General features: G+C 37.6%; 23 protein-coding genes. 20 read left to right on the plus strand and 3 right to left on the minus strand.

Annotated features, from left to right (window positions below):
* The first annotated feature begins 25 nt into the window (after positions 1 to 25).
* From gnd to AAA923_RS00850, 5 genes are all read left to right on the plus strand, one after another.
* Positions 26 to 1,450, plus strand: coding sequence for an NADP-dependent phosphogluconate dehydrogenase (gnd, locus tag AAA923_RS00830; RefSeq protein WP_338213979.1), 1,425 nt, complete (start codon positions 26 to 28; stop codon positions 1,448 to 1,450).
* 804 nt (positions 1,451 to 2,254) lie between these two features.
* Positions 2,255 to 2,941, plus strand: a complete 687-nt coding sequence (locus AAA923_RS00835) for a response regulator transcription factor (RefSeq protein WP_041499563.1) — start codon at positions 2,255 to 2,257, stop codon at positions 2,939 to 2,941.
* Positions 2,938 to 4,050 carry a sensor histidine kinase gene (locus AAA923_RS00840; RefSeq protein WP_048698880.1) on the plus strand — a complete coding sequence of 371 codons (1,113 nt, stop codon included), beginning with the start codon at positions 2,938 to 2,940 and terminating at the stop codon, positions 4,048 to 4,050. The genes AAA923_RS00835 and AAA923_RS00840 overlap by 4 nt, the downstream gene beginning before the upstream one ends.
* A 218-nt stretch (positions 4,051 to 4,268) precedes the next feature.
* Positions 4,269 to 5,240 (plus strand): hypothetical protein, encoded by a 972-nt coding sequence (locus AAA923_RS00845; RefSeq protein ID WP_338213983.1) that lies wholly within the window; start codon positions 4,269 to 4,271, stop codon positions 5,238 to 5,240.
* A 407-nt stretch (positions 5,241 to 5,647) separates the two neighbouring features.
* Positions 5,648 to 6,574 (plus strand): peptidoglycan recognition protein family protein, encoded by a 927-nt coding sequence (locus tag AAA923_RS00850; protein ID WP_338213985.1) that lies wholly within the window; start codon positions 5,648 to 5,650, stop codon positions 6,572 to 6,574.
* 806 nt (positions 6,575 to 7,380) lie between these two features.
* On the opposite strand, the gene yidC is transcribed toward AAA923_RS00850, so the two are convergent.
* Complete coding sequence (gene yidC, locus AAA923_RS00855; protein WP_338213988.1) at positions 7,381 to 8,403, minus strand: membrane protein insertase YidC; 1,023 nt, start codon at positions 8,401 to 8,403, stop codon at positions 7,381 to 7,383.
* 58 nt (positions 8,404 to 8,461) lie between these two features.
* Positions 8,462 to 8,737 (minus strand): acylphosphatase, encoded by a 276-nt coding sequence (locus tag AAA923_RS00860; RefSeq protein ID WP_041499568.1) that lies wholly within the window; start codon positions 8,735 to 8,737, stop codon positions 8,462 to 8,464.
* Positions 8,738 to 8,802: 65 nt separating this feature from the next.
* On the opposite strand from AAA923_RS00860, the gene AAA923_RS00865 reads away from it, so the two are divergent.
* The 13 genes from AAA923_RS00865 (at position 8,803) to AAA923_RS00925 (ending at position 20,721) form a co-directional block, all read left to right on the plus strand.
* A complete protein-coding gene (locus AAA923_RS00865; protein WP_338213990.1) occupies positions 8,803 to 9,564 on the plus strand; it encodes a TrmH family RNA methyltransferase in 762 nt (253 codons plus the stop codon).
* Positions 9,565 to 9,859: 295 nt separating this feature from the next.
* Entirely contained in the window at positions 9,860 to 10,906 is a 1,047-nt protein-coding gene (gene pheS, locus AAA923_RS00870) for a phenylalanine--tRNA ligase subunit alpha (protein ID WP_338213992.1), read from the plus strand.
* 4 nt (positions 10,907 to 10,910) lie between these two features.
* Positions 10,911 to 13,316 (plus strand): phenylalanine--tRNA ligase subunit beta, encoded by a 2,406-nt coding sequence (gene pheT, locus AAA923_RS00875; RefSeq protein WP_338213994.1) that lies wholly within the window; start codon positions 10,911 to 10,913, stop codon positions 13,314 to 13,316.
* Between the two features lie 107 nt (positions 13,317 to 13,423).
* Entirely contained in the window at positions 13,424 to 14,533 is a 1,110-nt protein-coding gene (gene mltG / locus AAA923_RS00880) for an endolytic transglycosylase MltG (protein WP_338214444.1), read from the plus strand.
* Between the two features lie 102 nt (positions 14,534 to 14,635).
* Complete coding sequence (gene greA, locus AAA923_RS00885) at positions 14,636 to 15,115, plus strand: transcription elongation factor GreA (protein ID WP_338213996.1); 480 nt, start codon at positions 14,636 to 14,638, stop codon at positions 15,113 to 15,115.
* 49 nt (positions 15,116 to 15,164) lie between these two features.
* Positions 15,165 to 15,461, plus strand: a complete 297-nt coding sequence (locus AAA923_RS00890) for a HesB/YadR/YfhF family protein (RefSeq protein ID WP_041499575.1) — start codon at positions 15,165 to 15,167, stop codon at positions 15,459 to 15,461.
* A 38-nt stretch (positions 15,462 to 15,499) separates the two neighbouring features.
* The gene (locus AAA923_RS00895; RefSeq protein WP_435890155.1) at positions 15,500 to 17,596 is read left to right on the plus strand and encodes a peptidoglycan D,D-transpeptidase FtsI family protein; all 2,097 of its coding nucleotides are present in this window, start codon (positions 15,500 to 15,502) and stop codon (positions 17,594 to 17,596) included.
* A gap of 87 nt (positions 17,597 to 17,683) precedes the next feature.
* Positions 17,684 to 17,833, plus strand: coding sequence for a 50S ribosomal protein L33 (gene rpmG / locus AAA923_RS00900; RefSeq protein ID WP_075887565.1), 150 nt, complete (start codon positions 17,684 to 17,686; stop codon positions 17,831 to 17,833).
* Positions 17,834 to 17,882: 49 nt separating this feature from the next.
* On the plus strand, positions 17,883 to 18,452 hold the full coding sequence (locus AAA923_RS00905; protein ID WP_338214005.1) for a 5-formyltetrahydrofolate cyclo-ligase: 570 nt from the start codon (positions 17,883 to 17,885) through the stop codon (positions 18,450 to 18,452).
* Entirely contained in the window at positions 18,436 to 19,113 is a 678-nt protein-coding gene (locus AAA923_RS00910; protein WP_338214006.1) for a rhomboid family intramembrane serine protease, read from the plus strand. Before AAA923_RS00905 ends, AAA923_RS00910 begins: the two co-directional genes overlap by 17 nt.
* Complete coding sequence (locus AAA923_RS00915) at positions 19,106 to 19,342, plus strand: YqgQ family protein (protein ID WP_082330662.1); 237 nt, start codon at positions 19,106 to 19,108, stop codon at positions 19,340 to 19,342. Before AAA923_RS00910 ends, AAA923_RS00915 begins: the two co-directional genes overlap by 8 nt.
* On the plus strand, positions 19,339 to 20,301 hold the full coding sequence (locus AAA923_RS00920; protein WP_041499580.1) for an ROK family glucokinase: 963 nt from the start codon (positions 19,339 to 19,341) through the stop codon (positions 20,299 to 20,301). The genes AAA923_RS00915 and AAA923_RS00920 overlap by 4 nt, the downstream gene beginning before the upstream one ends.
* Before the next feature lie 21 nt (positions 20,302 to 20,322).
* A complete protein-coding gene (locus AAA923_RS00925; protein ID WP_169751896.1) occupies positions 20,323 to 20,721 on the plus strand; it encodes a rhodanese-like domain-containing protein in 399 nt (132 codons plus the stop codon).
* Positions 20,722 to 21,375: 654 nt separating this feature from the next.
* On the opposite strand, the gene AAA923_RS00930 is transcribed toward AAA923_RS00925, so the two are convergent.
* Positions 21,376 to 21,570: a DUF3042 family protein gene (locus AAA923_RS00930; protein ID WP_041499584.1), complete on the minus strand. Its 195-nt coding sequence runs from the start codon at positions 21,568 to 21,570 to the stop codon at positions 21,376 to 21,378.
* Between the two features lie 85 nt (positions 21,571 to 21,655).
* Here AAA923_RS00930 and miaA point away from each other — a divergent pair, with 85 nt between their 5' ends.
* Together miaA and AAA923_RS00940 are read left to right on the plus strand one after the other, a co-directional pair.
* Complete coding sequence (gene miaA / locus AAA923_RS00935) at positions 21,656 to 22,579, plus strand: tRNA (adenosine(37)-N6)-dimethylallyltransferase MiaA (protein WP_338214008.1); 924 nt, start codon at positions 21,656 to 21,658, stop codon at positions 22,577 to 22,579.
* Complete coding sequence (locus tag AAA923_RS00940) at positions 22,572 to 23,822, plus strand: methionine gamma-lyase family protein (RefSeq protein ID WP_338214009.1); 1,251 nt, start codon at positions 22,572 to 22,574, stop codon at positions 23,820 to 23,822. Before miaA ends, AAA923_RS00940 begins: the two co-directional genes overlap by 8 nt.
* The last annotated feature ends 418 nt before the right edge of the window (positions 23,823 to 24,240 follow it).

Raw genomic sequence — 24,240 nt, forward strand, 5'->3', positions numbered from 1 at the left:
GAACAAAAATCGGAGGTAAGTATTAATGGCAAAACCACAAATTGGTGTTATCGGTATGGCTGTTATGGGTAAGAATCTTGCCCTAAATATTGAAAGTCGTGGATATGAGGTTGCTATCTATAACCGTACAGGCTCAAAGACTAAGGCGGTTGTTGAAGAACACCCAGAAAAGAAATTGGTACCAAGTTATACAATTGAGGACTTTGTAGACTCACTAGAAAAACCTCGTCGTATTATGATGATGGTTAAAGCTGGTGCTGGTACTGATGCTGTTATCAAACAATTGTTGCCTTTATTAGATAAAGGTGATGTCTTGATTGATGGTGGTAACACAAACTTTGAAGACACTATGAAACGTAATGAATTATTAGATAAATCGGGAATTAACTTTATTGGTATGGGTGTTTCCGGTGGTGAACTTGGTGCACTCCAAGGTCCATCATTGATGCCCGGTGGCCAAAAAGAAGCTTATGATTTAGTTGCCCCTATTTTGGAACAAATTTCAGCTAAGGCTGACGAAGATGGCGCACCATGTGTTACATATATCGGACCTAACGGTGCTGGTCACTATGTAAAGATGGTCCACAACGGTATCGAATATGGCGATATGGAATTGATCTCAGAAAGTTACAACTTGTTGAAGCACTTGTTTAACAATGATGTTAACAAGATTGCTGATGTCTTCAATGACTGGAACAAGGGTGAACTTTCAAGTTACTTGATTGATATCACTGCTCAAATTTTGACAAGAAAAGACGATGAAGGCACAGACGACTATATCGTAAACAAGATCATGGATAAAGCCGGTAACAAGGGTACTGGTAAGTGGAGTTCACAAAGTGCTCTAGAACTTGGCGTTCCACAATCATTAATCACTGAATCAGTTTACTCACGTTACGTTTCAGCTTATAAAGACGAACGTGTTAAAGCAAGCAAGGTTCTTCCTGCACCTACAAACACTCCAGAAATTAAAAATATGGACGAATTAGTTGCTAAGATCCGTAAAGCTTTGTACTTCAGTAAGATCATCAGTTATGCTCAAGGATTTGCTCAAATGAAAGCTGCTTCAGACCACTACGATTGGAATCTTGATTACGGTAAGATTGCTCAAATCTGGCGTGCTGGATGTATCATTCGTGCCCAATTCCTACAAAAGATTACTGATGCCTACGATGAAGAACCAAAACTAGACAACTTGCTATTAGACGATTACTTCAAGGGTATCGTTAAAGAATATCAATCAGATGTTCGTGACGTTGTTAGTTATGCTGTTCAAGCAGGTATTCCTGTTTCAGGTTTCATGGCTGCTATTTCTTACTATGATCAATATCGTTCAGAAACATTGCCTGCTAACTTGATTCAAGCTCAAAGAGATTACTTCGGTGCTCACACTTATGAGAGAAACGATAAACCAGGAATTTTCCATTATTCATGGTACGAAGAACAATAATTTCAATAGTAATGAATGCCTCCATTTCACTAAGCTGAAGTGGAGGCTTTTCTTTGCTTTGGGGTTGGGATGGGCCTCCACGGACCGGCAGTAATGTAGTTCCGCTATGAGGACCGGTTCGAGCCAGAGTGCGGTCTCGAACCTCGATTTTGAGCCTTGCAAAATCGGCAAGTCTCAAAAGTCGCCCTGTGGTGTAATGGCTAAAGCCATTACGCCACCTCCACAGCGGACTACATTACTGCCGGTCCGTGGCTAGGGCGTTAAAATATTTAGTTTTATTGAATATTGTCAGTCGGATAATTTAATTATTAGTCAGTTGATTATTAGTTGCTAAGTGGTGAATACTTTAAATCATTCTAATTAACGATAATTGGTATTTTTCTGTATTTTAAATAGGAAAGTACAGGTTAACTAAATAAATATAAAAATAAAATAGTCGGAGCTGAGAAGAAATCTAATCGCAGTGAAAGTGGCGTTAGAGCAGTGGTCTTCTGCTCTTACACCACTGACGTATTTTGAGATTCGCGAACTTTGCGAAGCTCAAAATCGAGGTTCGAGACCTTGGCTCGAACCAGTCACAAAGCAGGTGGAATTTCTCACAATCTCCGACGGCAAAACACCAAATTTTTAACTTTCAAACATAAAACTTTTACTGTTTTAAAAAAATAAAAATTAAAGCTTGTCTTCTTTTAATTTTTGCTATATGTTAAAATCATTAATGCATTGCCAACAACGTGACATATTCAAATTAATGATTAAGCTATAATTAAAGATAATTTAATATTTTATGTATAGGAGATACGTATGGCTAAAATACTTGTTATTGAAGACGAAGAGAACATGGCAAAATTCGTTCAACTTGAACTTCAACATGAGAACTATGAAGTAACTGTTGAACGTGATGGTAGAACCGGCCTCGAAGCAGCTTTATCTGAAGATTGGGATTTGATCCTTCTTGATTTAATGCTCCCCGAGCTAAACGGTATCGAAGTTTGTCGTCGTATTCGTCAAGAAAAAAATACTCCAATTATTATGATGACTGCGCGTGATTCAATCATCGATCGTGTATCTGGTTTGGATCACGGTGCTGATGATTATATCGTTAAGCCATTTGCAATTGAAGAATTACTTGCTCGCATTCGAGCATTGTTAAGACGCATTGATTTAGATATCGATGTGACAAGAAATAATGACCAAGTTTTGAAATATAAGAATCTTGTGATTGATAAGACTACTCAAACATTGAAACGCAATGGTGAAGTTATTGACTTGACTCGTCGTGAATATGATTTGTTAAGTGCTTTGATGGAAAATGTCGGCACTGTCTTAAGTCGTGATGACTTGTTGGAACGTGTTTGGGGAACAGGTTCTTCTACTGAAACTAACGTGGTTGATGTTTATATCAAGTACTTGAGAAACAAGATTGATCGCGCTGGTGCACCAAGTTATATCTCAACCGTTCGTGGTAAAGGGTACGTGATGCGTCGATGAGAATTTCGATTAGATTAAAATGGACAGCATTGATTTCAGTCGTTATTTTGATGGCTTACATTTTTGTCGGTGTCTTAGCAATGAGAACCGTTCAGAGTGTGGCTTCTGTCAATGAAATCCATTCATTTACAACCAAATTGGTTATTGGCGGAATCGTAGTCTTTATTTTAGGAGTTGTTTTAACTTTTTATGCAGTCACATTAGTCTTGAATGATTTGAGAAAAATCAACAAAACCATTGATGACTTGAATAAGAAACCCGATTCAGACTCACGTATTAAACTACGTAAAAGAAATGATGAAATTTACGATTTAACTGTTAATATCAATAAAATGTTGGACCGCATGCAGGCATACACTAATCAGCAAAAGGAATTCGTGGAGGATGTTTCTCACGAGTTACGGACGCCGGTAGCTGTGCTTGAAGGTCATTTGAGTATGTTACAACGTTGGGGCAAAGACGATCCAGAGGTATTGAACGATTCAATCAACTCATCCTTGCAAGAGTTGAAACGTATGCAATCCTTGATTCAAGAGATGCTAGATCTTACACGTGTTGAACAGATCGACAGTGCATATTTGGAACAGACAACGGAAGTGAAACCTTTGTTTACGCAAGTTTACAATGATTTCAAGATGTTGCATCCAGATTTTGTGATCAATTTCGATGACGATATCCGTGAGGGTAGTGAAGTTAAGATCTATCGCAATCACTTGGAGCAAGTATTGGTAATTTTGCTGGATAATGCTTTTAAGTATTCAGCTGATCGTAAGGAAATAAATTTAGCAGCTTCAACTAATTCCGCATTGCTGGAAGTGGTTGTTCAGGATTATGGTCTAGGAATCGCTAAAAACGACCTTAAACGCATTTTTAATAGATTCTACAGAGTTGACAAGGCTCGGTCTAGAAAGCGTGGAGGGAACGGATTAGGCCTTTCTATCGCCAAAAGACTGATTGAAATCTATCAAGGTAGTTTGGAAGTAGAAAGTGTTGTTGGTTCAGGGACAGTTTTCAAAATTGAATTGCCATTAGTTCAAGAAGTTCCAGAAGAGGAACAGACTGAAAAAGAAACCGCTGAAAATAATAATGAAACAGTTGCTAAAAAGTAATCTTCAATCGAGGATTGCTTTTTTATTTTGGGGAGATTTTTGGAATAGAAAGTAAAAAGGTATATTATATAGGACAAGTTATTTGGGAATATTTTATTTGAGTCAAACTTGAAATAAATATAATTATCATGTAATTTAATAAGATTGCTAAAATTATTCTTTAAATGATTATGACTAAAGTAATTTTGGTTAGAAGTTTTATTTTTGGGGGAAAGGTAATGAAGCGAAAGGGATTAACCGTCTTAATTTTAGGATTATTGTTGTTGATTGTTGGCTGTGGCAAAGTGACCACTAGCTCCAAAGACAATCAAAGTCCTAAGAAAACTGAGCAGTCAATTGATTACGCTCGGTTAAGCGATTCTGAAAAGTCTGAAATGACATTTACTTTTGTTAGAAGCAGTGATTCTTCAGCCGTTGATTTAAAAATTATCAATCGAACTAGCAAGAATGTAACTTTTAATGGGGATAAATTCATTCTGGCATATCCAAAGAAATCTAATATTAATTCGACAATTGATTCAACAATAAAAATTGGTTCCAACAGTACGAAGACTTTTAAAAAATTGTTTGAAGGTTTAAACAGCGCTGATTTTTCAACAATTGGTTTGTATTGCTACAAGAATAAGAACAATAAATTAGCTTACAGCGAGCCTAATGTAACGACAGTCAAGTCTACTAACTTGAAAGAGGAAGACTTGCAGAAAGCATACAAGAAGGCCTCAGCTACTAAAAAGGTCGAACCTGTCAAAAAGGAACGATCAACCAATGACACTGAACGTCAAAATTCAGTCCCAGTTGGTGAGATTACTAGTGGTCAACAGGCTGTGGCATTAATTCAAAGTTTGAATGGACCAGCACCACAAGGGACTTCATATACATTCATGACCGATGAAACTTCTGGCACAAATGGAACTGTTAAAACTAATGATGGGCAAGATGTTTATTGGGTTCGTCTATTTGAAAGTGGCAATAACGTTGCGATAACAGTCGATGATTGGACTGTATTTCCAAATAGAACTGTAATTCATCAGGCTCCGCCATCAGTTGGAGTTTCAAGTAATGATCAGACTCAAGATAATAGTGAAAATTCGAGTGATGATAATTCAGTTGATAGTCAAAATTATAGTGATTCGGATCAGAGTGATGAGACTGATACCAATGATAATTATGATGTTGAAAATATGAATTAAAAAAAACAGTTAATCTCAAAGTTGGGATTAGCTGATTTTTTGCTTGTATAAACTTTATTTTAAATGGAGTATAGAACTATTTTTCCAAGCCCATCTGATTAAGGGATAAAAATTAATTTTGAGAAAGATTAGTCGGAAGGGCAGAGAAGTATTCACCAGCAGTGGAAGTGGCGTTATTGCTTTAGCAATTACACCACCGGGGCTTTGGAGACTCGCGGGTTGTGCGAGGCTTCAAACCAAGGGACGAGACCGAACTTTGGCTCGGCCCGGTCCGCACAGCAGGCGAAATACTTCTCAGCTCTGTAAACGGCACGTGTTAAGTTATCATTACAGAATTTTGATTAAATTGAAAAATCCCACCTTGCAGAGTAATTTAGAATATGGAAGTTTTAGGGGGAAATACAAAAATGAAACGGAAACAAGTTTATTTATACATGTTGTTAGCAAGTTTTGTCAGCTTTCTATTCGTTTTAGGTAACGTGCAGATTGCTCAAGCAGGAACTGTCAACGATTATATTATCAGTAATCGTATTAGACCAGTTAAGATTCAAAATCAAGAGGGTACATTCAGTCACTGGATACCTTATGAACATGGTGTTGGCAAGCCTGAAGGTATCGTAATTCACGAAACAGCTGACGATCATGCCACTGCAAATGCCAAAAATGAAGCTGCTTATTTTAACAATAATTGGCCTAAAATCAGCGCCTATGTGCATGCATTTGTCGACAATAATCAAATTATTAATATTCACAATACTGATTATGGTGTTTGGGGTGCTGGTGCTACAGCCAACGCCAAATACATTCAAGTTGAATTGTGCCACACACATGATTACGATTCATTTGCCAGATCAATCGCCAATGATGCTTACTACACAGCTTCAAAGTTGATTCAATACAACATTCCTGATAAGCCAGAAGTTACAATCGTTTCTCATGACCAAGTCAGCAAAATGTATCACGAAACTGATCACACCGATCCCGTTGGTTACTTTAGCAAATGGGGTTACAACATGTATCAGTTCTACGATATGGTCGGTTATTACTACAATAATCTAAAGACAACACATGACGTATATGGTGGCAATGGCTCAACAACACAACCTGCAGCCAAGCCAGCAACAAATAGTGCTAATACTATCAATGTTAATAATCCAAAAGGTTCATTCGTACCAATATTTGCATTTAACAATGATGGTTCAGCTAGACAAGTTATGGATCGAGCATTATCAAACAAATCTTCTTGGTATACCGATCAAACAAAGAATTACAACGGTGTAGTTTATCATCGTGTTGCAACAAACGAATGGGTTGCGGCAACGTATGTAATTTAATTTCATTGAAGACATCCTGAAGAGGGTGTCTTTTTTTATCTCTCTAATGGCAAAGTTTATTGAAGTGTGCCGTCTCCAGAGCTGAGCGTATTCATTCTGCTGCGCGGTACGGTTCGAGCCACAGTGCGGTCTCGAACCTCGGTTGAAGCCTTTCCACAGACCGGAAAGTCTCCAACTCGCCCGGTGGTGTAAGAGCTAAAGCTCTAACGCCACATTCGCGGCAGATGAATACGCTCAGCTCTTCCGACTAAATTATTTTGGATAGATGAGTAATCAAACAATGATCTCTAAATATTTAAATAAATCATTACTGGAATCGATTCGACAGTATTCATATCAAACGTTCAAAGGTCATCCTTTAATCAAATTAGCAAAAGCCGGTTGAAGTAGATTAAAGTATTCTAACTAAGTTATTGTTTAACGGGATTATAGAGTAATTCATGATTATAAAATGAATTATTACTAGTAATGTTATAACTATGTTTGTGCTAGTTTATTAATTTTAAATAATCAATATCCACATAATCATTAGAATTAAAAAGTTAAATTAGTCGGAAGAGCAGAGAAGTATTCACCAGCAGTGGAAGTGGCGTTATGGCTTTAGCCATTACACCACCGGGCGAGTTTGGAGACTTTCCGGTTTATGGAAAGGCTTCAAACCGAGAGTCGAGACCTTGGCTCGGCTCGTTCCGCACAGCAGGCGAAATACTTCTCTGTTCTGGAGACGGCATCAAAAAAGTCCAAGTTTTCTCTCAATCGAGATTACTTGGACTTTTTAATATATATAAGGCTTCAACTAAGAAAAATTACTTTCTACGTTTTTGTTTGCCTTTATTCAATTCACGAATGTTCTTATGGAAATCCTTAGCTTCTTTTTCTTCTTCAGCTCTTTGTTCAGGTGTTACATTAGTTGGTTTTGCTGAATCTGAAGTAGAAGAGCTTGTTGAACCACCACTGCTGAGAATACCATCAAGCATTTCTTTAGTGACAACGATCTTAACAGGATTCTTTTCAAGTTCGGCATCGGTTCTCTTTCTAATTTTTGGTGTGATTACGTAATTTGTAATTAATTGTTGAATCAAAATTACGACACCACCTACCAAGAAGTAGAGGGCAAGAGCGGCTGTAGAAATCATTGAAATGAAGAATGTCATCATAGGACTCATCAAAATCATGGTTTGCATTTGTTTTCTTTGTTCAGGTGGAACGATTTGGAGTGACATCCAACCTTGAGTTATGTAGAAAACGGTCGCAATAATAGCAATCAAGATACTTGGCTTTCCTAGCGGAATTGATAGGAAAGTAGCTGAACCAATTTGTTTAGAATATTGCACAGCTTGATAAATACCAATCAAGATAGGCATTTGAAGAAGCAATGGGAGACATCCCAAACCACCGGTTAAACTCAAGTTGTTTTGCTTGTAGACGTCCATCATCAAACCACTAACTTTTTGAGCTTGATCTGGGCCTTTAGCTTTCTTTTGAGCTTCTTGGATCAACTTCAATTGAGGCTGAACGGCACGCATTTTTTCTTGTTGGTTCGTTGACTTGTATTGTTGGTTTAGAGCCAATGGAACAAGTAGTAAACGAACAACGAAGGAAATAATTACGATTCCCCAGGCATAAGCATTCTTTCCACCAACAGTTTGCGCTGTTTTGAGGATTAGATTTTGGAACGGAGTTCCTAGCCATTTATAGATAAATCCATATGGCCCACTAGTTGGAGCATGTAAATTAGCTGATGAGCCTTGTGCACACCCCGTCAAAACTAGTGTCAGTACCAAAACTAACGATAGTACTGATAAATATTTGACGTATTTTTTATTCACTTAATAAACCACCCTTTTAATTGTATACAAAGTAATATACGTTAAGTAATTTGACGTTTCAACCAATCACGGTAAATTTCGTGTAATGTTGCAAGTCGTCAGAAAAAGTATAGTCCATTTTGTTTACTTTTCCAAAGGGAGATGGTGAAGATTTTATCCGATTTAAGAAAATATAAAGAATCTTCTCGTCTGCTTCAGCTTCAATCGAGACTGAACCGTCATTTTCATTCCTAACTGTGCCTTTAACGCCCAATTCTTCAGCGACTTGAAACGTTGAGTAACGAAAGCCGACACCTTGGACCAAACCATTAACATTAATGGAAAGATGTTTCACAACTGATCACCTCAAATCTTTGAATGTGTTAATATCTATATTATAGAACAAGAGGGATGGATGATATGAAATATATTGAGTCGAAGAAAAATGATGAAATTAAACAATTGAAAAAATTGTCAGCAACAAAAAATATTCGTAAGACGGGTACTTACATGATTGAAGGTTTCCACTTAGTACGTGAAGCTGATCAATTTGAACAAGAATTTGTTAAGGTCTTTGTTACAGAAAAATATGAAGATGACCGTCTAGTTAAGAAGTACCGTGACATTGCCACTGTACTTTCTGAAGATGTTGCTACTGAATTATCCGAAACAAAGACTCCACAAGGAATTTTTGCTGTAATCAAAGTCCAAGCCGACAATGATTTGAAAGAACTTTCTGGCAAATGGGTTATGATGGATGACGTCCAAGATCCAGGCAATGTCGGAACAATCGTTAGAACTGCTGATGCAGCGGGCTATGATGGTGTTATCACAAGTTTAGATACTGCTGATTTCTACCAACCAAAGGTTCAACGCTCAATGCAAGGTAGCCAATTCCATCTTCCTATTTATCGCATGGATATTAATAAAGCTATCGAATTAGCTAAAAAGTCACAATTAAAGATCTATGGCTCCGAAGTTAACGCTTCAGCCAAGGCATATACAAAATTGGACAAGGTCGACGACTTTGCCTTGATCATGGGTAACGAAGCTCATGGTATTACACAAGATGTTCTTAATGAAACCGACGAAAATATTTATATTCCAATTCTAGGAAAAGCTGAATCACTTAACGTGGCCGTGGCTGCCGGTGTTTTGATGTACGGATTACAAACACTTTAAAGCTTGCGAAAGTTTCTAGTTTTTGTATAATCGTTATATAAAATAAATATTTAAACTTTGACGAAAAATAGTAACTGTGAAATTCATGACAGGAAGAGCCGTTAACTGAAATAGGCTTGATGAATAAAACAGCGAATTCACTTTCTGAGTTTTTAGTTAGTTACTATATAACTACTTGAGTGCATGTTTAACATGAACTAGGGTGGTACCGCGAGTCCTCGTCCCTTATTTGGGAGGAGGACTTTTTTTGTAGTTTATGAGAAAGTCTAAGCAATTTTTCATGGAGGGAAAATAAATGTCATTAAATGATACATTAAAGAATTTAAGAGAAAATGGTATCGATGAAGCCAAGCGTGCTGAAAGACTTCAAGAATTAAATGACCTACGAGTTAATCTTTTGGGTAAAAAGGGTCCTATTACAAAGGCTTTGCGTGGAATGAAAGATGTTCCAGCCGAGGAACGTCCAGAAATTGGTACTTTGGCAAATAATGTTAAAAAAGATATTCAAGCCGCCATTGAAGAAAAAATGACTGAATTGAATAAAAAGTTAGTTGCCAAGAAGCTTGAAGAAGAAACAATCGATGTGACTTTGCCAGCTACTAAGCAAACTCAAGGTACTAAACATATCCTGAACCAAACTATCGAAGACATTGAACAATTCTTTATCGGCTTAGGTTATGAAGTTGCTAGTGGTTATGAAGTTGAAGAAGATCACTATAACTTTGAAAGATTAAATATCCCTAAGGATCACCCCGCACGTGATATGCAAGATACTTTCTACTTGTCAGACGAATTATTGATGAGAACACAAACTTCTGCTCAAGAAGGCCGTGACATGGAAGCTCATGACTTTTCTAAAGGTCCTTTGAAGATGATCTCACCAGGTGTTGTTTACCGTCGTGATGATGATGACGCTACTCACTCACACCAATTCCACCAAATCGAAGGTTTAGTTGTTGACAAAAATATCAGTATGGCTGATTTAAAGGGTACTTTGGATGCTTTATGTCGTCACGTCTTCGGTGCTGACCGTGAAATCCGTTTCCGTCCAAGTTACTTCCCATTTACTGAACCATCTGTTGAAGTTGATGTTTCATGTTTCAACTGTGGTGGCGAAGGTTGCCGTATTTGTAAGTACACTGGCTGGATCGAAGTTTTAGGTGCTGGTTTAACTCACCCTAATGTTTTGACAATGTCAGGCATTGATCCTAATGAATATAGTGCTATGGCCTTTGGCCTTGGACCAGAACGTTTTGCAATGCTCAAATACGGAATCAACGATATTCGTGATTTCTACTTAAATGATGTTAGATTCCTAGAACAATTCAAAGGAGTAAATTAAGATAATGAAGATTTCAGTTAATTGGTTAAAAGAATATATCCCCGTCAACCATACCGTTGAAGAAATGGCTAATAAAATTTCGCTAACTGGTATCGAATCTGGTCCCGTAAGATTGGGTGAAGAATTGACAAACTTGGTTGTGGGTCACATTACTAAGGTTGAACCACATCCTGATTCTGATCATTTGAAAGTTTGCCAAGTTGATGTCGGTGAATCAGAAGATATCCAAATTGTCTGTGGTGCTCCAAACGTTGCTGTTGACCAATATGTCATTGTAGCTTTACATGGTGCTCATTTACCTGATGGCGTTAAAATTAAACGTGGTAAGTTACGTGGTCAAGAATCAAACGGAATGATCTGTGGACTTGATGAAGTCGGTGTTCCTGCACAATACATGCCTAAAGAATTTGAAAATGGCATCTATGTCTTTGATGAACCACAAGTACCAGGGGATGCTGTTTATGATCTTCTCGGCTTGAAGGATCAAATGATTGATATCGATATCACACCTAACCGTGCCGATACACTTGGTATGCGTGGTGCTGCTTGGGAAATCGGTGCTACTTATAACGAAAAGCCAAGTTTCAAGAAACCTGTATTATCAGACGATAAAGTTAAAGATATTAACGATATCACAGTTGATGTCGCTGAAAAGAAGCTTGTTCCAGACTACTTACTTCGTGAATTGAAGGATGTTAAAGTTGGCAAGAGTCCACTTTGGATGCAACGAAGACTTTGGAATCAAAATATCCGTCCTGTTAACAGCATTATCGATGCTGCTAATTACACAATGATTGAATATGGTCAACCAATCCAAACTTATGATTTGGACAAGTTACAAGCTCAAAATCTAACGGTTAAATTTGCTAATGATGGCGATAAGTTAAAATTAGCTGATGGTGAAAAGTCATTGAACCACAATGATTTAGTTATCGTTTCAGGCGATCAAGTGTTAGGTCTTGCTGGTGTTCAAACTAGTGTCGAAGCTGCTGTTGATGAAAATACTAAGAATGTTTTAGTTGAAGCTGGTGTCTTTGATGGTGCTTCTGTTCGTAAGACTGCCCAAAGACATGACCTTCGTGGCGATGATTCAAACCGTTTTGAAAAGGGTGTCGATGAAGGTATCGTTGAAGAAGCTTTGTTACGTGCCGTTCAATTGATGGACCAAACATGTGCTGTTAAGGAAATTTCTAACGACATTACTGGTAACTTTACTCAAGCTCAACCAACAATTATCAAGGGTAGTATCAGCCATATCAATCATTTGATGGGCTTAGATTTATCTACTGATGAAATTGTTGCTATCCTAGACCGTCTTGGTTTCAGCGTTGATGTTGACGGGGATGCTATCACTGTTACAATTCCTACACGTCGTTGGGATATGGAAATTGAAGCTGACTTGGTTGAGGAAGTTAACCGTATTTATGGTTATGCTAATTTACCAAATACTTTGCCAGCCGGAATGGAAACAAGAGGTGGCTATGATCCTAAACGTGAACTAGCCAACAAATTGCGTGATATTCTTCTAGGCGAAGGTCTTGATGAAGTTATCAACTTCTCACTTTTAAGCAAAGCGGAAGTTGAAGCATTCAACACAACCAACAGTGAATACACAAAACTATTGCACCCAATGACTGAGGACCACGAATATTTACGTAACAGTTTGATTCCTGGTTTAGTTAGAAATGTTGCTTACAACCAAGCCCGTAAGAATGATGACCTGAAGATTTTTGAACATGCCCGTGTCTTCCACAGAACTACCGGTCAAGATCGTCCTAGTGAAATCACATACTTATCAGGTGCTATCAGTGGCAATGTTGTAACTGATTCATGGAATACAACTGCCCAACCGGTTGACTTTTATTATGTCAAAGGTATTGTTGAAGAGTTGTTGTCATTTACGAACACAGATGCTGAATTCACTTTTGTTGCAACTGACGAGTACAAGAATATGCACCCAGGTCAAACAGCTAAGGTATTGGCAAATGGTCAAGTTATTGGTTTAGTTGGTAAATTGCACCCTAATTATCAAGCTGATCACAGTATTTCAGATACATTCGTCTTCGAATTGAATGTTGACATGCTATTTGATTTAAATGCCAAGAGTGTCAAAGCACAAAGTGCTCCTAAGTACCCATCAATCAGTCGTGACTTGGCTATCTTGGTTGAAAAGAATATTGAAAACGGTCAAATCGTTGCCGATATTTTTGCCAACGGTGGTAAGTACTTGAAGGATGTTAATATTTTTGATGTCTACGAAGGTAAGAACATCAAGCCAAATCACAAGTCACTTGGTTATCACTTAGAGTTCCAAAACCCTAACGATACATTGACTGATGATGAAGTTGAAAAGGCATTTTCACTCGTAAAAGACAGCTTGGCACAAAAATTTAATGTTGAAATTAGATAATTATGCTGAAACTAATGGTATAATTCTAATAAATTAACTCGGGAGGCTGTGTCTTGAGCCAAAAGGATGATAAAAAAGAAGCATTACAGCAAGAGTCGAGTGATAAGATGCAAACTCGCGCCGAAGAGAGAAAAGTAGCAAACCATATTGCCTACTGGATCGTCGGTGTTATTGCAGTCTTAGCAGTCGTTGTTGCTATTATTGGCTTCAATTATGTAAATAGTTCATTGCAACCATACAATGCGAATAGTAAAGAAGACGTTGTTGTTAAAATCCCAATAGGTTCTTCTAGCAAAGAGATAGCTAAGACTCTTGAAAAAGATAAAGTTATTAAGAGTGCGACAGTATTTAATCTCTATATCAAAGCTCAAAATTACACTGATTTTCAAGCCGGATACTATAAGTTTAAACAATCTTGGGGTGTCGGGGATGTCGTTAAGCAATTACAGAAGGGTGGAACAGCACAACCACCAACAACTAATTCTGGCGATACCGTTCTTGTCCGTGAAGGTGTAACCATCGATCAAATCGGTGATGCCATTCAAAGCGGTACTAAGAAGAGTTTGAAATTTAAGAAGTCAGACTTCATGAAATTGATGAAGGATGAAGCTTACATGAAACAACTGCAAAAGAAATATCCTGAACTCTTGGATTCTACAATGGCCAAAAAGAATGTCAGATATCATCTTGAAGGTTACTTGTTCCCAGCTACATACAGTGTTTATAAGGGTATGACGTTGAAAGAACTTGTTAACCAAATGGTTGAAAATGAAGATGAGAAACTTACACCTTACTATGCAACTATTAAGGAAAAGGGCTATACAGTTCAACAAGTCTTAACGTTGGCCTCATTGGTTGAACGTGAAGGCTTGGATACTAAGAACCGTAAGAAGATTGCTGGTGTATTCTATAACCGTCTTGCAATCAATATGCCATTACAATCTGATATTTCAGTTATGTATGCCTTGAATACGCATAAGACTAAGTTGACGAATAAGGATACTAGCGTTAAATCCCCTTATAACTTGTACAAGAATGAGGGCTATGGACCTGGTCCATTCAATACACCAAGTATTGATTCTATTGAAGCAACTTTGAATCCTGCCGATAGAGATCAAAATTATCTCTACTTCTTCGCTAACTTGAAGACTGGTAAGATTACTTACTCACATACTCTTGCAGAGCATAACAGTAGATATGCAACAACAGGTCAATAGTATATAATTGTATATATAAATAAATGTCATCTAATCGTGCTTGATTAGATGACATTTTGAAATTAGAATAAATAATGAATTTTGAAAGAGGTATTTATAAAAATGGCAGATAGAAGTTATCCAATGACAGCCGCAGGCTTACAAGATTTAAAGGATCAATTGGAAGAATTAAAGAAAGTAAAGCGTCCCGAAGTAATTAACCGTATCAAGATTGCTCGTAGTTTCGGTGACCTTTCTGAAAACTCAGAATACACATCTGCAAAAGATGAACAAAGTGTTATTGAATCAAAAATTTCCGAAGTAATTGAACATATTCAATATGCTAAAGTTATCGACGCTGACGAAGTAGCCGATGATGAAATTTCAATCGGTAAAAAAGTTACTGTTCAAGAAGATGGTGAAGAACCTGACGTTTATACTATCGTTGGTGCTTCAGAATCAGATCCTGACAGTGGTAAAATTTCAAACGAATCACCAATTGCTAAAGCTCTAATCGGCAAGCACACTGGCGAAAAGGTAACCATTGAAACACCAGTTGGCAGCTATGAAGTAACTGTTAAAGACGTTGCAGTTGCCGAATAGCGACGTTTTCTGCTATGTTTATCTTAATTAAAAGATTGAGGTGGACAGCATGAAGATCGAACTAACTGACGAAGCAGTAAAATGGTTTGAAGAAGAGTTGGACTTAGTACCCGGTGATGGTGTACATTTTTATGGTAAGGTCTATGGAAAAACAATGGTTCATGAGGGATTTTCAATCGCTATGCGTAAGGAAAAACCAATTGATCCGGTGTCCAGTACTGTCATCCATGGTGTGAGTTATTATATAACTGATAGTGATACTTGGTTTTTTGCCAGATACGATTTGTTAGTTGAATATGACAAAGACCTTGATGGGCCAAATTATATTTTTAAATCGAATGAGTAATTGTTCGTTTTTTTTGAAGGATAAATATGAGAAGAATACTGGATATATTAAAGAAAAGAACAGGTAGTCAAGCGAAGTCTACTATTCCATTTCGTCTAAACCTGCTTTTTTTTATTGTCTTTGTTCTATTCGCAATGTTAGTCGCACAGCTAGCTTATCTCCAGATTGTTTATGGTGGTAATTTTCAAGCTGAAGTTGAACGAACAGATAAGACAGTAATGACGGGCAGTGTACCACGTGGGATGATTTATGATTCTAAAGGTAGACTTTTAGTTGGGAACTCTACAGCAAACGCAATCACTTATACAAAGAGTGGGAGCGTTAAGTCGAGTGATATTTATACGATTGCAAGCAGATTGACGAAGTATATGAAAGTTGACGTTGACGATTTAACAGATCGTGACAAGGCTGATTATATTTTGGCTGCACCAAATAAGTCAGCCGAAGTTGCTAAGCAAATGCCTAAGTCATATCGTGTTGATGCTAATGGCGATGCTTTGTCATCTACCAAAATTTATGCTAATGAAGTTAAATATGTTCAAAAAGAAGGCGTTCATCTGAATGATAAAGACCTTCAGCGAGCTTCTTTATTTAAGAAAATGAGTGCTGCTTATTCACTTTCAACAGTTTTCTTGAAAGATAAGAATTTATCTGCTCGAGAAATTGCTCAAGTTAGTGAACATTTGACTGAATTACCAGGAATCAGTATCGGTAGTAACTGGACACGTGATTATCCACAAGGTAAATCAATTGCCAGTATCATCGGTGGTGTTTCCACAGAACAACAAGGTATTCCTGATGATGAAATTAACTCAATGTTGGCATCTGGATATTCACGTAATGACCGTGTCGGTACTAGTTATCTAGAAAAGAATTATGAATCAATTCTTTCTGGTACCAAGAGTCAACGTCAAGTTCAAATTGGTTCTAACAACCAGATCAAGAAGAGTACCGTGCTTTACAAGGGTCAAAAAGGTGGAAACCTTAACTTAACAATTGATTCAAGTTTCCAAAAGAAAGTTCAAGATGATTTAAATGCACAATATAGTGCTGCCAAAGCTGCTGGTATTACACAGTATTCTGATGGTGCCTATGCTGTTGTTTTGAATCCTAAGACTGGTGCTGTTTTGGCTATGGCCGGAATTCACAACGATCCTAAGACTGGTGATACATCTGAAGATGCTTTGGGTGTTATCAATAGAACCTTTGTTATGGGTTCTGCTGTTAAGGGTGCGACTGTCTTGGGTGCTTTAATGGATGGAGTTATTACACCTGAAAATAATTCTCAAGTTGATAACCCAATCTACTTGCCAGGTTCACCGGTTAAAAAGTCTGTTTATCCGGCTGGTACTTTCAGTAGTTTAACTGCTGTTCAAGCACTACAATTTTCATCTAATATTTATATGATGAATTTAGCCATGAAGGAAGGGAACGCTAAATACGTCCCTAATGAAGAAATGTCAATGAATCCTGATATTTTCTCTAAATTACGTGGTTACTTTAATCAATTTGGTTTAGGCGTAAAGACCGGAATTGATATTTCTGGTGAAACAACTGGTATTGAAGGTTCTACAAGAAACAGTGATGGTCAATTGAAGACTGGTTCTGCACTGGATTTATCTTATGGTAACTATGATGCTTATACATTGATTGAAATGGCTCAATATATTTCTACCATCGCAAATGGTGGATATCGTTTGAAACCATATGTTGTACAATCAATTCAAAAGACTAAAGATGATGGGACAAAAGGAGCTTTGACATCCGTTACAAAGCCTTCTGTTCTAAATAAGGTTGGTTTTACTCAGGATGAATTAAACGTCGTTAGAAAGGGTATGTATGCCGCTGTCCATGGTAGTGGTTACTGGACTACTGCTACTAAGTTGAAAGATTTATCACCAGCTGTAGCCGCTAAGACTGGTACTGCCCAATCCTTCTACTACGATCCTGATAATCCTTCATCTGATCCTCCCGAAACAATTACCACTAGTTTGGTCAGTTTCGGACCATATGAAGACCCTAATGTAGCAATGGCTATCGTCTTTCCTAATCTAACAAGTGAGAATGGTAGTTATCCAAACTTACTTGCACATCAGATTTATACAGACTACTATAAGATGACTGGTCAGAAATAATCTGAATTTAGCCTTTTAAAATATCGAAAAAAATGATATATTTAATTAGTTGAATTTAGTTAAGTATTATGAAAGGATGTTCCCAATATGAGAGTAAACATAACAATGGAATGTACTTCATGTCACGAACGTACATATCTAACAAACAAGAGCAAGCGTAACAACCCTGATCGCCTTGAACTTAAGAAATATTGTCCACGCGAACGCACTGTTACATTGCACCGTGAAACAAAATAAACAACAGGTTAAAACCCCTGTTGTTTTTTTTTACTAAGGGAGTGATTAATTGGATAAGGTAAGCTTTAGAAAAAAGCAGATCGATTTGGTCAGTGAGTTTATGAAATCCGATAAGGCTCAAAAAGAAATCAATGATCTTTACATGCAATTATTCGATGATTTAGATTTTCAAAATACCCCAAGTATCGGTATTACACTGAGTATGAACGATGAAATTCCTACTTTTCCAATCATTAATCAATGTTGGGAAATGGGGAAGGATGTTTATATTCCGAAGACTTTCGCTGATTATTCAATGCGTTTCGTTAAATATACGAAGGATACTGAATTGGTCGAGAGTTCCTTTGGCGTTAGAGAACCTAAAAATTATGAAAATAATATTATGGATCCGCCTGATCTCTTGATTGTGCCGGGATTGGCATATTCACAATCAAAAAATCGACTTGGTTTTGGTGCGGGTTATTTTGACCGTTATTTGGCTAAGCATCCAACTAAGACAATTTCCTTAGCATCATCGAGACAATTTTATACAGACACGCCTTGGCCTATTTACGTATTAGATAAGCCAATCGATAAGATTCTTGTGTCAAAGGGTGATGTTGATGCAAATAATCAATAAAGAGAGTAAATCATACGTTACTTGGGTCTTACTAGCTGTGACTATCGGTGTTTTCATCGTTGAGTCAGTAGTTGGTGGCTCACAAAATTATCAAACGTTACTGTTGATGGGAGCGAAAACTAATAATTTAGTTCAAGCTGGTCAATGGTGGCGCTTGATTACGCCAATATTTTTACACATTGGTATCTTTCATATTTTTATGAATGGGTTTACACTGTTATATGTTGGTCAAATCTTAGAGCCAATGGTCGGTCATTGGCGATTTTTCGTGATTTATATGTTAAGCGGTATTATGGGTAATCTTGCAAGTTTTGCCTTTGGTGCCAATAATGTTATTTCAGCTGGTGCTAGTACGTCTCTCTTCGGCATGTTTGCTGCCTTTCTAGCATTAGGCTTGATTTATCGCGAGAACCGATTTTTGAGAGAACTTGGCAAAAGTTTTTTAGGTCTAATCGCCATTAATTTGTTGATGGACCTGACTATGTCCGGTATCGATATTTGGGGTCACGTTGGTGGCGCTGTTGGTGGGTTACTCCTCGGCTATGCTTTGGGATTGCCTAAAATCAGTCGTCCAAAAATGATCTTTCGCATATTGGCAATTTTGGTAGCCATAGCTATCTCTTATTATATGTATGCAAAGGGTATGATAGTTTATGGATAATATGAGCTTTAGAACCCTCTATGATGTACAGCAGCTTTTGAAACGCTTTGGGACTTTTGTGCATGTTGGCAAAAGAATCTGGGATATCGAATTGATGTCAAGCGAGATTAGGCGCTTGTACGAAGGTGGATTAATCGACAAACAGACCTTTATTCGTGTTCAATTGGTCTTAAAACGTGAACACAGACTAGAAGAGAAAAAACAAGAAGAAAAGGACAGATCAAAGTGACAGACAAAAAGTTAATCGGTGTTGACCTTGGTGGTACAACAATTAAATTTGCTATTCTTACTGATAAAGGTGAGATTCAACAAAAGTGGAGTATTGAAACAAATATTCTTTCTGATGGACAATTGATCATCCCTGATATCATTGATTCAATCAATCACCATATCAAGATGTATGACATGAGTCCTGACCAATTTGATGGTATTGGACTAGGTTCACCTGGTACAATCAACCATGAAAATGGAACAATCAAAGGTGCTTACAACCTTAACTGGACTAATGAAGTTTATCCAGTGCGTGATATTCAAAAGGGTACAGGTCTTCCTGTAACAATTGAAAATGATGCTAACGTTGCAGCTCTTGGTGAAAGATGGCAAGGTGCTGGTAACAACGCTAATGACGTTGTCTTTGTAACCTTAGGTACTGGTGTTGGTGGTGGTATCATCGCTAATGGTAAATTGATCCAAGGTGCTAATGGTGCTGCCGGAGAAATTGGTCACGTTACAGTTGATCCTAATGGCTTCATGTGTACTTGTGGTAAGAGAGGTTGTTTGGAAACAATCGCTTCAGCTACTGGTATCGTGCGTGTTGCTAGAGACCGTGCCGGCGAATATGCTGGTAAATCAGAATTGAAGGCTATGCTTGATGATGGTCAAGATATTTCAGCTAAAGATGTCTTTGATTTAGCTAAAAAAGATGATGATCTAGCAATGATCGTAGCTGATTATGTTTGTGATTCACTTGGATTTGTTCTTGGTAACATTGCTAACACATTGAACCCTAAGTACATCGTTATCGGTGGTGGAGTTTCAGCTGCTGGTGAATTCCTTCGTGCAAAAGTTGACAAAGCTATGCGTGCCAATGAATTTGCTACAATTAAGGATGCAACTGAACTAAGATTAGCTAGTTTAGGTAATGGTGCCGGTGTTATCGGTGCTGCTTCATTGATTAAAGTTGATTAGGAGTTTTTGTTAATGCAAGTTTTGAATGTGATTTTGTATATTATTGTAATCGGATTTTTGGTTTATTGGGTTGGTTCATGGCTTTACTTCTGGTTAAAGGGTAGAAGCATGGGCGGTTCAATCGACCAAAAGACATTTGAGGAAACAATGAGAAAAGCTCAAATTGTTGATTTAAGAGAGAAAAACGCATTCGATGCCAAACATATTTTGGGTGCCAGAAGTCTTCCATATACACAACTCAAGTACAATGAGGGTGAATTAAGACCAGATCTTCCAGTTTACCTATATGGAGATAATAAAAATATGTGTGTCCGTGCTGCTCTTAAGTTGCAAAAGAAGTGGGGCTTTACTGACGTTAAGTGGTTAGAAGACCGTTTTGCTGATTGGGAAGGTAAAACTAAGAAAACTACTAAAATCTAAAAAAATGCTGTGCAGAGTTTAATCTGACACAGCATTTTTTGTTGGTGTGTTGTTGAAGGATGCCGCCACCGGGCGCACGTGATGAAGCCTGCTGTGGGACCGGCTCGAGCCAAAGTGCGGTCTCGACCCTCACTTTTGAACTTCGCAAGGACCGCGAATTTCAAAAGACGTCCTGTGCTGTAAGACCGGAAGTTCGCCGGTCTAACACCACTGCCACTGCGGTCTTCATCACGTGCGCCTGGTGGCTCTGTATTTTTAGTAAATTCTGTTTGGATTATCTCAATGAATTAGAGTTGATAATATTTGTTGAATATTTAATTTTTTGATTCGTTTATTTTCATTTTATTAAGTATCAGGTAAAACATTGTAGATTATTGAATAAGAGGATATGGTTAAACTACAAATTAAACGAGATTTAGTCGGAAGGTGACAGTAAGTAAAATAGTACAGCAGTGGAGGTGGCGTTATGGCTTTAGCCATTACACCACAGGACGAGTTTGGAGACTTACCGAACTTTGGCAAGACTTCAAATCGAGGTTCGAGACCGAACTTTGGCTCGGACCGGTCCTCACCGCGGACTATTTTACTTACTGTCACCTGGAGGCAGCAAAAAAAAGAACCGATAGAAAAATCCTATCAGTTCCACTTTAATTGTTATCCTTGGTGTGCTTGAAGGCTCTTACGGTTAGCACGTCTGCGGTTAGCTTCGATACGTTCGTTTTCAATATTTTCGGGTTCGATAACCTTTTTCTTGAATGCGTGTAAAGCACCATAAACTGCAGTAGCTGTTGTTAGTGAACCAACAAGGAAGCCTTTAACAAAACGAAGATGTTTTTGCTTTTTTGCCATAATAATATTCCTCCTGTCTTTAATTCTCATTATGGCTTATTTCGTTTAAAATATCTATAAAAGACTGTCTAAGAGAGGTAATTTTTTGATAAAAGTTGTTGCGATAGTAGGACCGACCGCTGTTGGTAAGAGTGCACTTGGTCTAAAATTAGCTAAAAAATTTAATGGTGAGATTATTTCTGGGGATTCGATGCAGATTTATCGTAATTTAGATATAGGGACCGCCAAAGACTCCCCACAAGAATTAACTGAAGTACCACATCACTTGGTTGATATTTGTGATGCGGATCAACGTTACACAGTTAAAGATTTTCAAGCTAAAGCTAAAAACATCATTACTGACTTATCTGCGGATAATAAATTGCCGTTAGTTGTGGGTGGGACTGGCTTTTATTTGAGTTCGTTAGTTAATAATCTGAACCTTGGCGGCAAAAAGGATGATAACAAATACCGTCAAGAATTGGTTGAGTTGGAAAAGTCTGGTCGAATAGACAAGTTACAAGCAATCTTGAAGGATGAAGATCCTTTGGCTTATCAGAAAATTGATATTGAGAATACTCGTCGCTTGATTCGTGCCATTGAAGTTATCCGTTCAACTGGCAAGTCGATTACTGAGCAGGATAACGGAGACAAGTGGGCTGATTTTTATTTGATTGGTTTAACTGATGATCGTCCTAAGTTGTACCAACGTATCAATGACCGTGTCGATAAAATGGTACAGATGGGCTTGTTAGACGAAGCTAAGTACGTTTATAACAATCGTGATAAGTTCCCACAGGCTAAGAATGGAATCGGCTACAAGGAACTATTTCCTTATTTTGAGGGTCAAGCAAGTTTGGAAAGTTGTCTGGATGAAATTAAAAAGAATTCTCGTCACTTTGCCAAGCGTCAATTTACGTATTTCCGTAATCAGATGGACGTTGATTGGTATAATATTAGTGATGATAAAAATTATCAAACCGATATTGAAACCAATATCCTTAAATTTTTAGGAGGGCAAAATGACTAAATGGAATGCAGCATTTCCAGATAAATTGAAGGAAGTAATTAAAGAAACAGACCAGATGATTGCTCCAAAACTGGCTGAAATCGACGAACAAGTTTTAGACAACCAGAATAAGGTTCTAGAGGCTTTTCGTAAAGAGAGTGTCGATGAGTCGAGTTTGTTGGGAACAACTGGCTATGGGGACGATGATCGTGGTCGTGACCAATTAGAGGCTGTCTATGCGGATGTATTCAAGACAGAAGCTGCTTTAGTTAGACCACAGTTTGTTTCAGGTACACATACATTAGCAACAGCTTTGTTTGGACTATTACGTCCAGGAGACAACCTTTTGTATGTGACTGGCGAGCCCTATGACACAATGCAAGAAGTTATCGGTATAGCTGGTAATAAACGTGGTTCATTGATCGATTACAAGATTGGCTTCGATTCCGTTAAAATGGATGGGGATAAAGTTGATTTTGATTTAATGAAACAAAAAATTAAGGAACAAAATCCTAAGGTAATTGCTATTCAAAGATCTCGTGGCTATTCAACTCGTAAGAGTTTAACAGTCAAAGAAATTGCCGAAATAATCAAACAAGTTAAGACAGTAACCGACGCAATTATTTTTGTCGATAATTGTTACGGTGAATTTTCAGAAGAGATTGAACCAACTGAGGTTGGCGCTGATTTGATGGCCGGTTCATTGATTAAGAACGCTGGTGGTGGTTTAGCTAAAGTCGGTGGTTATATCGTTGGTAAGAAAGATTTAGTTGAATTAGCAAGTTATCGTCTAACAGCTCCTGGTATTGGGGCTTCTGAGGGTGCCACAATTGACCGTCAATCAGAAATGTTCCAAGGCTTCTTCCTAGCTCCTAGAGTAACTGGAAATGCTATCAAAGGTGCAATTTTTGAAGCAGCTATCTTTGAAAAACTTGGTTTGAACGTTTCGCCTAAGTGGAATGATGATCGGACTGACTTGATTCAAACAATTGAATTCGGGGATCCCGATAAGATGGTACGATTTGCTAAAATGGTGCAACAATTCTCACCAATCGATTCAGACGTTTCACCAATTCCTAGTGAGATGTCAGGGTATGAGGATAAAGTTGTTATGGCAGCCGGAACATTTGTTTCAGGAGCAAGTATCGAGTTCTCCTGTGATGGTCCAATGCGTGCGCCATATATCATTTATATTCAAGGTGGCCTAACTTACGAGCACGTTAAGATCGCCATTTCTAATGCATGTAAGGAATTGTTCTTCTAGGAGTCTGACCAAACGGTCAGGCTTTTTTAATTTCATGAAACAATTTTTGATTGTAAGTGCTTAATTATAGTTAAAACACGAACAATTAGGAATAAATGAGGTATATTTACAAAAATAGATTCGGCTTTTCCAGAACAATGAAGTGGTTTTCTGGAAAGAATTTTATTGCCAAAAGTTTTGTTACAATATTACGATTAAATTACAGAATGCCGTTTTATGGGAATTAGTTTGCCACCTTTTAGGTTAGTCTAAATTATCTATAATAGGCACCTATATTACGTTTTAGACAGTCTGTTTGGGAAACGTCATGTGATTGATTACGAACGATTTTAATAATAAAAAATGAAATAGTTTGTTTATTTCTATTGATTTTATAAAAAATGCGTGTATGATTAGGAATCATAAATAAATTGGAGGT

The sequence above is a fragment of the Companilactobacillus muriivasis genome, from assembly GCF_036246245.1.
GTDB lineage: Bacteria > Bacillota > Bacilli > Lactobacillales > Lactobacillaceae > Companilactobacillus > Companilactobacillus muriivasis.

What these genes read in the sequence shown, in the direction of transcription:
- gnd (WP_338213979.1), top strand. Translation starts at nt 26, where the DNA reads ATGGCAAAACCACAAATTGGTGTTATCGGTATGGCTGTTATGGGTAAG.
- AAA923_RS00835 (WP_041499563.1), top strand. Translation starts at nt 2,255, where the DNA reads ATGGCTAAAATACTTGTTATTGAAGACGAAGAGAACATGGCAAAATTC.
- AAA923_RS00840 (WP_048698880.1), top strand. Translation starts at nt 2,938, where the DNA reads ATGAGAATTTCGATTAGATTAAAATGGACAGCATTGATTTCAGTCGTT.
- AAA923_RS00845 (WP_338213983.1), top strand. Translation starts at nt 4,269, where the DNA reads ATGAAGCGAAAGGGATTAACCGTCTTAATTTTAGGATTATTGTTGTTG.
- AAA923_RS00850 (WP_338213985.1), top strand. Translation starts at nt 5,648, where the DNA reads ATGAAACGGAAACAAGTTTATTTATACATGTTGTTAGCAAGTTTTGTC.
- AAA923_RS00865 (WP_338213990.1), top strand. Translation starts at nt 8,803, where the DNA reads ATGAAATATATTGAGTCGAAGAAAAATGATGAAATTAAACAATTGAAA.
- pheS (WP_338213992.1), top strand. Translation starts at nt 9,860, where the DNA reads ATGTCATTAAATGATACATTAAAGAATTTAAGAGAAAATGGTATCGAT.
- pheT (WP_338213994.1), top strand. Translation starts at nt 10,911, where the DNA reads ATGAAGATTTCAGTTAATTGGTTAAAAGAATATATCCCCGTCAACCAT.
- mltG (WP_338214444.1), top strand. Translation starts at nt 13,424, where the DNA reads ATGCAAACTCGCGCCGAAGAGAGAAAAGTAGCAAACCATATTGCCTAC.
- greA (WP_338213996.1), top strand. Translation starts at nt 14,636, where the DNA reads ATGGCAGATAGAAGTTATCCAATGACAGCCGCAGGCTTACAAGATTTA.
- AAA923_RS00890 (WP_041499575.1), top strand. Translation starts at nt 15,165, where the DNA reads ATGAAGATCGAACTAACTGACGAAGCAGTAAAATGGTTTGAAGAAGAG.
- rpmG (WP_075887565.1), top strand. Translation starts at nt 17,684, where the DNA reads ATGAGAGTAAACATAACAATGGAATGTACTTCATGTCACGAACGTACA.
- AAA923_RS00910 (WP_338214006.1), top strand. Translation starts at nt 18,436, where the DNA reads ATGCAAATAATCAATAAAGAGAGTAAATCATACGTTACTTGGGTCTTA.
- AAA923_RS00915 (WP_082330662.1), top strand. Translation starts at nt 19,106, where the DNA reads ATGGATAATATGAGCTTTAGAACCCTCTATGATGTACAGCAGCTTTTG.
- AAA923_RS00930 (WP_041499584.1), bottom strand. Translation starts at nt 21,570, where the DNA reads ATGGCAAAAAAGCAAAAACATCTTCGTTTTGTTAAAGGCTTCCTTGTT.
- AAA923_RS00940 (WP_338214009.1), top strand. Translation starts at nt 22,572, where the DNA reads ATGACTAAATGGAATGCAGCATTTCCAGATAAATTGAAGGAAGTAATT.